Here is a 12,356-nt window from a genome sequence, read left to right on the forward strand (position 1 = left end):
GATCCACGCCCCAGGACAGACCGCACACGGACATGAGCGACACGCCTAAGACCGCCGCAGAACTGCTCGCCGAGCGCCGTCAGCGCCGACGCGCGGCCGCGCGCCGTTGGGCCTGGCGCAGCAGCTTCGTCGCCGGCGCGCTGACCCTGCTGATCGCGTTCGCCGCGTATTGGCTGCTGGCCACGGTCGGCGGCCGCGATGTGCTGTTGAACCAGATCAAGGCGCGCCTGCCCGCCAACGCCAGCTTCACCTGGCGCGATGCCGACGGCCCGGCCTCCGGCCCGCTGACCTTGCGCGGCGTGCATTTCAGCTACGAAGGCATCGACTTCCGCGCCGAGCGCGTCTACGTCGATACCGCGATCCGTCCGCTGCTGGGCCGCAAGTTGCGGCTGGATGCGCTGCAGGTCGAGGACGCCAGCTTGGACCTGCCCAAGAGCAAGGAGCCCTTCAAGTTCCCGAGCTGGCCCGACGTGCTGCCCGACATCGCGCCGCCCTTGTCGCTGCAGGCCGACGACGTGCGCGTGGACCGCATGAAGGTCAGTCAGGCCGGCGAGCCCATCATCGACGTCCGCCGCCTGCGCGGCGGCCTGGATGCGCAGAGCGGCCAGCTCAAGGTCGAGAAACTCGCGATCGACAGCGACCGCGCGCGCATCACCCTGCACGGCGAGTACTCACCGCGCAACGACTACCGCACGGACCTGGTCGCCACCGCGGTGCTGCCGGCGCGCGCCGGGCGCACGCCGCCGCGCCTGGGCCTGGTCGCCAAGGGCGATCTGTCGCGCATGAACGTCGCCATCTCCGGTTACGCGCCCGGCCCGGTGCGCGCCACCGCGACCCTGCGCGGCAAGGACGATCCGCGCTGGCAGCTGCGCGCCAAGGCCGACGCGCTCGATATCGGCTTGCTGCTGTCGCCGGATGCCGAACCCAGCGACACGCCGCTGTCAGCGCAGTTCGACATGCACGGCGTCGGCGGCACGGCCGAGCTCAGCGGCCGCTTCGCGCAAGGCGATCTGCGCGCCGAGATCCTGCCGTCCAAGGTCAAGCTGGAAGAACAGGTGCTGGACGTGCAGCCGTTAGCGCTGCGTATCTTCGACGGCACCGCGACCCTGCGCGGCCATGCCGACTTCACCGATGCCGAGAACGGCCGCTTCAAGTTCGCGGTCAACGCGCGCGGCCTGCGCTGGGGCGGCAACGCACCCGCGCCCAGCGCGAAGACGCCGGTCACGCCCGCCGCCGCGGCCACGCCGGCGATCGTCGCCGACGCCGACCTGGGTTTCGCCGGCACGGTTCAGGCCTGGGCCGCGATCGGCAACGCGCGCATCGAACGCGACAAGCAGGTCGCGACGGTGCGCTTCGACGGCCGCGGCAACGACCAGCGCATGACGCTCAACGCCTTGCAGGCGCAGATGCCGACCGGCCGCCTCGACGGCAAGGGCGACGTGGCCTGGGCGCCCAAGCTGGGCTGGAACTTCGACGCCACCCTGGCCGGCTTCGATCCGGGTTATTTCGCGCCCGAGTGGAAGGGCGCGGTCAACGGCAAGCTGGTCACGCGCGGCGACACCCGCGCCGACGGCGGGCTGGAGATCGCGGTCGACGCCAGCCAACTCGGCGGCCGCCTGCGCGATCGCCCGCTGCAGGGCCGCGGCCGTTTCCTCATGCACGGCGCCGCCACCGGCAAGAGCGACGACGCCTTTGAAGGCGAGGTCGCGCTGTCGCTGGGCGGCAGCCGCATCGACGCCAAGGGCAAGCTCGCGCAAACCCTGGACGTGGACGCCAAGTTCTCGCCGCTGCAACTCAACGACCTGCTGCCCGACACCGCCGGCAGCCTGCGCGGCACGCTCAAGCTCAGCGGCGCGCGCACCGCGCCCAATATCGACGCCGACCTCAGCGGCAGCGGCCTGAAGTACGGCGACTACCGCGCCGAGACCCTGCTGGCCAAGGGCAGGCTGCCCTGGACCGGTCGCGGCGGCGCGATCGAAGTGCGCGCCAGCGGCTTGGACGTGGGCCTGCCGATGGACAGCGTCGCGATCGACGCGCGCGGCGCGGTCGAATCGCTGCAGTTGCAGGGCAACGCGCGCGGCGAGATCGGCACGCTCGAACTGTCCGGCCACGCCGACAAGCGCGGCGCGACCTGGCAGGGCGCGCTGGCGACCCTGCAACTGGCGCCCAGCAAGGGCGCGTCCTGGCGCTTGCAGCAGGCCGCGCAATTCCGCTGGGACGGCAAGAACGGCGCGCTCAGCAACGCCTGCCTGGCCTCCAGCGGCGGCGGTTCGCTGTGCGCCAACGCCGACTGGCCGCGGCGCGGGCTGGACGTCAAAGGTCAGGGCCTGCCGCTGACGCTGGCCCAGCCCTATCTGCCCGAGCGCGCCGACAAGCGGCCGTGGGTGCTGCGCGGCGAGATCGCGATCGACGGCGAACTGCGCCCGGTCGGCAACGCCTGGCGCGGCCAGGCCACGGTGACCTCGGCCGGCGGCGGCATGAAGTTCAGCGAACGCGCGCGCCGCGAGCCGGTGCGCTACAGCAACCTCAGCCTGCGCGCGAGCTTCGACCCGCGCCGCATCGAAGCCGACCTGGACGCGGTGGTCAACGACGACGGTCGTCTCGACGCGCGCATCGCCACCGGTTGGGACGCGTACTCGCCGCTGGAAGGCGACATCGCGCTCAACACCGACGAGCTGACCTGGGTGGAACTGTTCTCGCCCGACATCGTCGAGCCCAAGGGCAAGCTCGACGGCCGCATCGGCCTGAGCGGCACCCGCGATGCGCCGCGCCTGAGCGGACAGGCGCGCCTGAGCGAGTTCAGCACCGAGTTGCCGGCGCTGGCGATCGCGTTGCAGGACGGCGACGTGCGCCTGGACGCGCAGCCCGATGGCACTGCGCGCATCGTCGGCAGAGTGCGTTCGGGCGAAGGCACGCTCAACATCGACGGCAGCCTGGGCTGGCAGGGCGACGACACCCCGCTGGTGCTGAACCTGCGCGGCAAGAACGTGCTGATGTCGGACACGCGCGATCTGCGCGCGGTGGCCGATCCCAACCTGACCGTGCGCTACGCCGCCAAGCAACCGCTGCAGGTGACCGGCACGGTTGCGATTCCGTCGGCGCGCATCGACCTGGAGCGCCTGGATCAGGGCGTGTCGGCCTCCCCCGACGTGGTCGTGCTCGATCCCGTGGACCCCGAAGACACCGGCGACTCGCCGCTGGATCTGGACCTGACCCTGGCGCTGGGCGACGACGTCAAGCTCAACGGCTTCGGCCTGGACGGCAGCCTGCAAGGCCAGATGCGCGTGCGCGCGCGGCCCGGCCGCGAGATGACCGCGAGCGGGCGCCTGGATGTCGATGGACGCTACAGCGCTTACGGACAGAAGCTGCAGATCACCCGCGGCCATCTGGCCTGGTCGAACGGCCCGGTGTCCGATCCCATCCTCGACGTACGCGCCGAACGCGAAGTCGGCGAAGTCACCGCAGGCGTCGACATCTCCGGCCGCGCCAGCGCGCCGCAGGTCAACGTGTGGTCCAACCCGGCCAGCTCGCAGTCCGAAGCGCTGGCCTACCTCGCGCTGGGCCGTCCGCTGTCCAGCGCCAGCGGCGACGAGAGCCGCCAGCTCAACGCCGCCAGCGCCGCGCTCTCGGCCGGCGGCAGCCTGCTGGCCTCCCAGCTGGGCGCCAAGATCGGCCTGGACGACGCCGGCGTGATGGAAAGCCGCGCGCTCGGCGGTTCGGTGCTGGGCGTGGGCAAGTATTTGTCGCCGCGCTTGTACGTGGGCTACGGCGTGTCCCTGCTCGGCACCGGCCAGGTGCTCACGCTGAAATACCTGCTGCGCAAGGGCTTCGATATCGAGATCGAATCCAGCACGATCGAGAACCGCGCTTCGATCAACTGGCGCAAGGAAAAGTAAGCCGCACGCCAGGAAACTTTCGTTTCGGCGCGACGAAGGATTCGTCGCGCTTCGCGCCGAGCCTGCTTGCGCTCGATTCGCGAACTGCATCACAGCCAAACAGTGGCCGCGACCGCCGCTGCCATCGCTTTGCATGCCCGCAGGGCCCAAGATTTGCGCGCGGCGCAACGGCCGCCCTTCAGCCGATCCGGGACCCCATGCGCATTCATCGACTCGCCGCCGCTTTGACGGCCACGCTATGCCTGATCGCCTGCACGCCCGGGGCGCAACAGGAGGGCGCTAGCTCAGGGGAAACGGCCGCGACGGGCGCCGCTGCGGCCACCGGCATGTCGATGGCGACGCCCAACGCGCCGCAAGCGCAGCCCTTCGCCACGCCCCTGGAGATTGTGCAGCTGCACCTGGCGCAGACCCACGTCATGCCCGAAGCGGGCCTGCAATGGAGCCTGGCCAACGCCAAGGAAGAACTGCATGCGATCGGCAATCGCGAAGCGCTGGTGCTGGTCAAGTTGGCGGCGGACAACGCCGTCAATCCGAGGATCGAAGCCTGGCGCGGCGGCCAGCAGTTGGGCTCGATCGCGCTGAGCGGCGCGACGCCGCCGACCGAAGCCGCGGGCCCCGCCCACCCCTACGGCACGCTTAGCGCCACGCTGCCGGCGTCGTGGCTGGCACCGGGCCTGCAATTGCGCGCGAGCGCCGACAATTACAGCGCCGGCGGGTTCCGCTCGCCGTCGATCGGCGCCGACAGCCCGGTCACCCTGCGCGTGCTGCCCTTCTACCTGTTCGGCGCCAACGAACTCAATTCGATCCCGCTCAGCACCACCGCGGTGCCCAATGCGGCCACGGTCGACGAGCTCTACGCCAAGTGGCCGGTCGCCAGCGTGGTCGCGCAGAACCATCCCGCGCGGCTCGCGCAATGGCCGATCCTGGTGGTCGGGCCCGCCGGCGGCCGGCCGGCCTACGTCGCCCACAACACCAACGAGGAACAAGCCGGTTACGAGTTGATGGGCGCGGTGCTCGACGTGCTGGGCGGCCTGCTCGACGCCAACGGCGAAGGCAATGGTCCGGTGCAGTACTACGCGCCCTTGATCATGTTCGACGCCAACCGCGTGTACCGCAGCCCCGGCGGCGGCCTGGGCACGGTCGGCGGCGATACCGGCGTCGGCGATCACAACTACCGCGGGATCTTCGTGCACGAGCAGGGCCACGCCATGGGCCTGCCGCATCAGGACGACGGCTACAAGGGCGGCCGCTATCCGTATCTGGCCGGCAGCCTCAACGGATCGGTCTGGGGTTACGACAGCACGCGCAAGCAGTTCCTGGCGCCGTTCGTGCCGACCACCGCGTCGCGCTACAGCACCTGCCGCGGCGATACCTTCGCCGGCACGCCGCGCCAGCTCGACGCCCAGGGGCGCTGCATCAAGCAAGACCCGATGCAGAGCGGCTCCGGAGACGAGGCGGCCGGCTATCGCTTCGCCACCTTCTCCGACTACAGCACCGCCATGATGCAACGGCATTTCGAAGGCGTCGCCCGCAACGACGACCAGGGCCGGCGCGTGTACGACGGCGGCAGCATCGTCGCCGATGCCGCCTTCCCCGGCGGTTACAAGCGTTGGGATAGCCTGGACCGGCGTTGGGTCAACGTCGACCGGACCACCACCGACAAGGGTCTGTACGGCCTGGACGGCGGGCTGCCTCTGCGGCGCGACGTGCCAGTGCACGCCATCGCGATCTCCTACAGCCTGGCCGGCACGCCCCAGGTCTCGCAGATCTATCCGGTGCTGAGCCACCGCGGCAACCTGCTGCGTACGATCGACCCCACCGATGCGGCGCAACGCGCCAGCATCGTGCCCAACACCGGGCCGGTGCCCTGGTATTGCCACGCCAGCGGCTGCGACTACAGCCTGCGTCTGACTTACGTCGACGGCAGCGTGCGTCACGTATTGCTGCAAGGCGGCTTTCGCTCCTGGTGGGGCCCGATGACGGCGCCGCCCGCGAACGCGAGCGATCCCAAAAACGGCGCGAGCTTCCGCACCTGGGCGATCAATGTTCCCGGCGAGGTGATGCTGCGCAAGATCGAGCTGCTGGATACGCCGCGCGCCTGGGAAGGCCTGCCGGCCAACCCGGCCGTACTTGCCACCCGCGAGCACATCGAATTGGGCGACACGCCGCACGCCACCGGCGGCGTACCGGCCGCGCCAGGCGTGCCCGTCGCGATGCGCGCGCAAACCGCAGGCGTGCGCGGCGCCGAAGGCGCATGCACCGAACTGGCGACGATCGCCGCGCCGCGTTCGGCATTGCCGGCGCCGCTGTGCGCCAGCGCGCGGCCGGACGGGGCCGCTCCGCCGCAGCCGCCTCGGTTCGATATGCGCCAGACCCTGCCTCGCATGCTGCGGCGCTGATCTCGCGCGGCGTGGCGGTGGCGTCTTCGCTTATCGAAGCCTGCTCGAATCGATGGCAGAGCCGGCGCCCAGGTTGGGCACGATGAACCTCGGCCGCTAAAAGCTTACGACTGGCGCGCGGTCAGGCGGGCGCTATGGCGCGCCTGAAGAATTCGTCGAGTTGCTCGCCCTGGCCGCGGCCGGGCGTCAGCGTCGGCGGCGACTGTTCCATACGCCGCAACTGGGCTTCGATGAATTCGCTGATCTCGGGCACGCGCGGTCCATCCTCGACTTCCTTGGCGCTGCGCTTCTTAACCAGCAAAGCGTCGATCGCGACTCGCAGCGGTCCGTCGGGCAACAGGCGGTCGAGTAGCCGCTCGAAGGCCATTGGCGGCGGACCGGAAGCTTGTTCGATCCACAGGCAGGCCAATATCGGCCGCAGCACATACAAATACTTCTTGGTCCGTACTCGCTCGCCACGCAGGTAGCCGCGGAAGTTGCCGCGCGCCATGCGGTGGTAGTGGTGCCAAGTGGCAATGGGCGAATAGTTGCGGTCCACCAGTTCGCGCAGTCCGGCGACCAAGCGTTCGTCCTGCCGATAGACGACAGGCGAGCGCAGCCACTCCAGCAAGGTCGGATTCGACTTCGACAGCAAGCGCAGCGCCTTGCGCAGGTCCCAGCCGCTGACGTCGAGCTCGTCGTCGATCGGCAGTTCGATCACGTCGCGCTGCGGCTCGCCCGGCCCGGTGCGCTCGTTGACGCTGAGGTACCAGTCGCGCCGGTGCACATAGACGAAGCGCGCGTCGTAGTCGCTGTCGGGCGAAGAGAAGCCCCAGCCGCGGCTGCCGGACTCGCAGGCGAACACGATGCGCACATCGTGATCGCGCTCGATGCCGTCCAGGGCAGCCAGCACCGCCGCGCGTTGCTCCGGCGCGATCGGATGGATGTCGGAATCGGGGACGTCGGTCATCGAATTGCGGGCCGCCTGCACTGGCATCAAGCTTAGTCCAGCGGCGACACTGCCGGCATCGGCCAAATACTTCGAGGACCGCAACGCGTGACCACCGTGATCGAAACGCAACGCCTGACGCTGGACGAACTGGCGCCGCCGGATGCGGACTTCATCGTCGAACTGCTCAACGACCCGGCCTTCCTGGCCAACATCGGCGATCGCGGCGTACGCGATCACGCCGACGCCTTGCGCTACATCGCCAACGGGCCGGCCGCCAGCTACGCCAAGCACGGCTTCGGCTTGTGGCTGGTGCGCGACAAGGTCAGCGGCGAACGTCTAGGCTTGAGCGGGCTGTTGCAGCGCGACACCCTGCCCGATGCGGACATCGGCTACGCCTTCCTGCCGCAGTACCGCGGCCAGGGTTACGCGGTCGAGGCCTGCACGGCGGTGATCGCGCATGCGCGCGAACCTTTGCGACTGCCGCGCGTGCTGGCCATCGTCTCGCCCGGCAACGAAGCCTCCACCCGCGTGCTGGAGAAGATCGGCCTGCGCTACCAGCGCCGGATGCGGCTGAGCGAAGACGCCGAAGAACTGCTGCTGTACTCCACCGAGGCCTGAGCGCTCAGCGCGCGACGATGCGCGCGCCATGCAGACGCGGGCGGCCGTCGGCCACGTCGGTCCACACCGCGTAGGCCGCGGCACCGGACAGGGCCAGCTGCGGAAAACCGGTGGCGCGGCCGCGTCCTTGCAGGCGCGCGAGCTCCAGACGTTGCGGTTCGCCGGACAGGTCGGCGGCGTAGCGCGCGAGCTGCAGCGATTGGCCCTGCGCGTCTTCGCGCAGCCACAGCACCCACACCGCGTCCGCGGCTATGGCGACATCGACGCGGCCCTGCACCTGCGCGCCCTGATCGAGCACGCGCGGCGCGGCGTAGGAGTCGCCGGCGTCCTCGCTGCGCGCGAGCTTGAGCGTGGGGGTGTCGCCGGCCGCGGTGTACCAGGCCACCACCGCGCGCGATCCGCGCGCGGCCACGGCCGGGCCGTTGACCGGACAGGCCGGCATGGTCCAACGATCCGGGTGCACCATGCGCGCCGCGCCCCACCCTCCCGGCCCGCGCCGTACTGCCGCGATGTCGCGCAGCTCTTCGACCGAGCGATCGCGATAGACCAGCAAGGTGCCGCCCTCGGTCAGCGCGACATCGGTCTGGCAGCAGTCGCAGGTCCTGCGGTCCAACTCGACCTCGTCGCTGCGCCGCAGCTCGGCATCGACGATCGCGCTGCGCAGGCTCATCGTGCCGCCATGGTCCTCGTGGCCGGCATGCGCGTCGGTGGACGCAGCCGCATTGTGGCGGCCGTCCAGCCAGGCGATGCCGAGGCGATCCTCCGCGGCCGGCCACAGCGACACGAAGCCGTGCTCGGTCGAAGTGCCGTCGTTGTTGACCAGCACGGGCGCGGACCAGGTCGCGCCATCGTCGGCCGAACGCGCCAGTGCGACGTCGTAGGCATAGGGCGCGCTCGCGGACTTGCGCAGCCAATGCGCCCATAACGCGCCGTCGGCGGTGGCCATGACGTGCGGGGTGTCGGCCCAGTTGACGAACCAGTCGCGGCCGGCGGCGACCTGCACCGGCGCCGACCAGGCCGCGTGGCCGGCATCGCTCGATTGCGCCAGCCGCAGGCGATGTTCGCCGTCATGCGACTCGATCCACGACAGCAGCAAGCGGCCGTCCGCGCCGGCGACCAGATCGGGTTGCGCGGCAGCGGTGTCCACGGGCAGCGCCCAGGCGCTGGCGCTTAGGCGCAGGGCCGGCGCCGATGCGGGGGCCTCGGCTGCAACGGGGGGCGGCGCGTCACCGCGCCCGCAGGCGCTGCCGGCCAGGATCAGTGCGATCGCGAGAATCGGGCGGGGCTTCATGGCGGAAGGGTAATCCAGCCCGAGGCCGCGAGGGCGGTCGTGGTGTTACGCGACGATGCGGTTCGCCTATGGCTCACCGCATCCTACGGGCGAGCGGGCGGGCGGGTGGGTGCGCGGCGAGCGCGCCGCGTCTCAGGCCACGCGCGCGCGGCGCGCGCGGGTCAGGTGCACCAGCAGTAGCGAGATCGCCGCCGGGGTCATGCCCGGAATGCGCTGGGCCTGACCGACGGTTTGCGGACGCACGCGCTCCAGTTTCTGCTGGACCTCGGCCGACAGGCCGTGCACGCCGGCGTAATCGAAACCGTCGGGAATCGCGGTGTCTTCGTTGCGCTGCTGGCGCGCGATCTCTTCGCGCTGGCGTTCCAGGTAGCCGGCGTACTTGACGCCGATCTCGACCTGCTCGGCCACCGCGGCATCGGCCACCGCCGGGCCCAGCGAGGGCACGCTCGTCAGCTTCGCGTAGTCCAGCTCGGGGCGCTTGATCAGGTCCAGCGCGCTGGTTTCGCGCGTGAGTTCGATGCCCAGCGTCTGCGCCACTTCGCGGCCCAGGGCGTTGCCGGGCGCGGCCCAGACCGCGGCCAGGCGCGCGCTCTCGCGCTCGATCGCTTCGCGCTTGCGCGCGAACGCGGCCCAGCGCGCGTCGTCGACCAGGCCCAGTTCGCGGCCGGTTTCGGTCAGGCGCAGGTCGGCATTGTCCTCGCGAAGTTGCAGCCGGTACTCGGCGCGCGAGGTGAACATGCGATAGGGCTCGCTGGTGCCGTGGGTGATCAGGTCGTCGACCAGCACGCCCAGGTAGGCCTGGTCGCGGCGCGGGCTCCAGCCGTCCAGGCCGTGCGCGTGGCGCGCGGCGTTGGCGCCGGCCAGCAGGCCCTGCGCGGCGGCCTCCTCGTAACCGGTGGTGCCGTTGATCTGGCCGGCGAAGTACAGGCCGGCCACGGCCTTGGTCTCCAGCGTGGTCTTGAGGCCGCGCGGGTCGAAGTAGTCGTACTCGATCGCGTAGCCGGCGCGGGTGATGTGGGCGCGCTCGAAGCCGCGGATCGAGCGCACCAGCGCCAGCTGCACGTCGAACGGCAGCGAGGTCGAGATGCCGTTGGGATAGATCTCGGCCACATCCAGGCCTTCAGGCTCGACGAAGATCTGGTGGCTGGCCTTCTCGGCGAAGCGCACCACCTTGTCCTCGATCGACGGGCAGTAGCGCGGGCCGGTGCCTTCGATCTGGCCGGTGTACAGCGGCGAGCGGTCGAGCGCGCCGCGGATGAGGTCGTGGGTCTGCTCGGAGGTGTGGGTGATCCAGCACGAGACCTGACGCGGATGGTCGTCGCGGCTGCCGAGGAAGGACATCACCGGGCGCGGATCGTCGCCGGGCTGCTCCTCCATCACCGAGTAGTCGAGCGTGCGCCCGTCGATGCGCGGCGGCGTGCCGGTCTTGAGCCGGTCGACCACGAACGGGCCTTCGCGCAGACGCGCGGCCAGCGCGGTCGCGGGCGGGTCGCCGGCGCGGCCGGCGGCGTAGGTGGTCTGGCCGACATGGACCTTGCCGGCCAGGAAGGTGCCGGCGGTCAGCACCACCGCGCGCGCCTGGAAGCGCAGCCCGGTCTGGGTGAGCACGCCGCTGACGCGGCCGTCGGCGAATTCGATGTCGTCGACCGCGGCCTGGAACAGGGTCAGGTTCGGCTGCGCTTCGACCGCGCGCCGGATGAAGCTGCGATACAGACCGCGATCGGCCTGGCAGCGCGTCGCCCGCACGGCCGGGCCCTTGCTGGCGTTGAGGCGTCGCCACTGGATGCCGGCGGCGTCGGCGGCGCGCGCCATGATCCCGCCCATGGCATCGATCTCCTTGACCAGGTGGCCCTTGCCGATGCCGCCGATGGCGGGGTTGCAGCTCATCGCGCCGACGGTCTCGACCGAATGGGTGAGCAGCAGGGTGCGCGCACCGGCACGCGCCGAAGCCAGCGCGGCTTCGGTGCCGGCGTGGCCGCCGCCGACCACGATCACATCGTATTGGTAGAAAGAGTCGGTCATCGCAGGGTCCGGCGCCGCGGGGCGGCGGGCGGAATTTTAGGGCATGCCGGCGCGGGGCGCCCGGGCACGGAAACTTGGCACGGTTCCTGCGTCATTACTCTTGCACCCAGCGGGGCAGGCGCTAGACGCCGGTCGGAATTGGAACAGGGGCTGGCCAAGCGCTCGCGGGGGAAGCAGGGGGCCGAATGTCGGGGGACATTCGGCCCCTTATTTTTTTCCCGATTCCGCTGCGCGATACGCGCGATCCATCGATCTGAGGCCGGTCTGGCGCGGCTTGCGCGCGGGACGCCGCGTCTTGCGCGTCGCCTCGTAGAAGGCGCCGACGCCCGACGGGGACGGAACAGGGGGGATCCGTGATTCCTCGCCGGGCGCCGACATAGTCAGGCTGTCTTACCGACTACGTCCAAATGCGACGCAGCCGGTCAATACCCGTAGATTGCGGTCAGTCCGGTCCCGATGCAAGACCCTGGGGTGTGACCGGAAACTCGCTTGTGGAAAGCCGCGCTTGCGGAAGCCGCACCCGTGGAAAGCGGCGGTGCGGGAGCGGCGCTGCGTTCAGCGCCGCCCCTGGCCCGGTCTCACTGCTCGTGCGTGGCCGGACGGCTGTCGCGGCTCTCGATCGCGCGGCGGATGGTCTGCTGCATCGGCGAGCCGCCGTCGCGGCGCGGCGGCGGGTTGTTGTAGACCCGAGGCATCGGCTGCGAGGGCACGTGGGTCGGCGGACGGCCGCCGTCGGCATGCTGGCGGCGGATGCCGTCCAGGTTGCGCCACGGCGAGCGATCGTTGTCCGGACGGCCCGGCGGCGGCGGATTGGTCGGCGGCTGGCCCGGATTGACCACCACCGGCGGACGCGGGCGGTGCGGACGGTGATAGCCCGGGTAGCCGTAGCCCGGATAACCGGGGTAATAGCCCGGGTAGCCGTAACCGTAGCCCGGTCGGTAGCCGTAGCTATAAGGATACGGATAGCCGCCGTAGCGGTAGCCGAAGCGGTACGCCTCGCCGTACGGGTAATAGCCGCCGTAGGAGCCGCCGTAAGAACCGTAATAGCGGTACTCGGTGCTCGGCTGACCGTAGTAATAGTCGCCGCGCGCGCCGTCGCGATACACGTAATCGGGATAGCAACCGGCCAGCAGGACGGCGGCTACGACGGGCAGGATCAGTTTGCGAATCATGGCTGGAACCCCCCAGGGTGTGCCGCC

Annotated in this window: 7 protein-coding genes; 3 read left to right on the forward strand and 4 right to left on the reverse strand. The window is 70.5% G+C overall.

The features are described from left to right. Positions 1-32 precede the first annotated feature (32 nt). The gene (locus ASE35_RS15615; RefSeq protein WP_057164428.1) at positions 33-3,896 is read left to right on the forward strand and encodes a translocation/assembly module TamB domain-containing protein; all 3,864 of its coding nucleotides are present in this window, start codon (positions 33-35) and stop codon (positions 3,894-3,896) included. A 332-nt stretch (positions 3,897-4,228) separates the two neighbouring features. Then, the gene (locus ASE35_RS15620; RefSeq protein WP_082611337.1) at positions 4,229-6,295 is read left to right on the forward strand and encodes a M66 family metalloprotease; all 2,067 of its coding nucleotides are present in this window, start codon (positions 4,229-4,231) and stop codon (positions 6,293-6,295) included. A gap of 121 nt (positions 6,296-6,416) precedes the next feature. Here ASE35_RS15620 and ASE35_RS15625 read toward each other — a convergent pair whose 3' ends face one another. Continuing rightward, on the reverse strand, positions 6,417-7,244 hold the full coding sequence (locus tag ASE35_RS15625) for a nucleotidyltransferase domain-containing protein (RefSeq protein WP_057164542.1): 828 nt from the start codon (positions 7,242-7,244) through the stop codon (positions 6,417-6,419). Positions 7,245-7,331: 87 nt separating this feature from the next. Between ASE35_RS15625 and ASE35_RS15630 the strand changes: the two genes are divergently transcribed. Beyond that, positions 7,332-7,844, forward strand: coding sequence for a GNAT family N-acetyltransferase (locus ASE35_RS15630; protein WP_200957044.1), 513 nt, complete (start codon positions 7,332-7,334; stop codon positions 7,842-7,844). A gap of 4 nt (positions 7,845-7,848) precedes the next feature. On the opposite strand, the gene ASE35_RS15635 is transcribed toward ASE35_RS15630, so the two are convergent. From ASE35_RS15635 to ASE35_RS15645, 3 genes are all read right to left on the reverse strand, one after another. After that, entirely contained in the window at positions 7,849-9,135 is a 1,287-nt protein-coding gene (locus tag ASE35_RS15635) for a sialidase family protein (RefSeq protein ID WP_057164430.1), read from the reverse strand. Between the two features lie 132 nt (positions 9,136-9,267). Beyond that, on the reverse strand, positions 9,268-11,157 hold the full coding sequence (mnmG, locus tag ASE35_RS15640; RefSeq protein WP_057164431.1) for a tRNA uridine-5-carboxymethylaminomethyl(34) synthesis enzyme MnmG: 1,890 nt from the start codon (positions 11,155-11,157) through the stop codon (positions 9,268-9,270). Positions 11,158-11,735: 578 nt separating this feature from the next. After that, a complete protein-coding gene (locus tag ASE35_RS15645) occupies positions 11,736-12,329 on the reverse strand; it encodes a hypothetical protein (protein WP_057164432.1) in 594 nt (197 codons plus the stop codon). Positions 12,330-12,356 lie beyond the last annotated feature (27 nt).

The sequence above is a fragment of the Lysobacter sp. Root916 genome (assembly GCF_001429785.1).
In the GTDB taxonomy this organism is placed as follows: Bacteria; Pseudomonadota; Gammaproteobacteria; order Xanthomonadales; family Xanthomonadaceae; genus Lysobacter.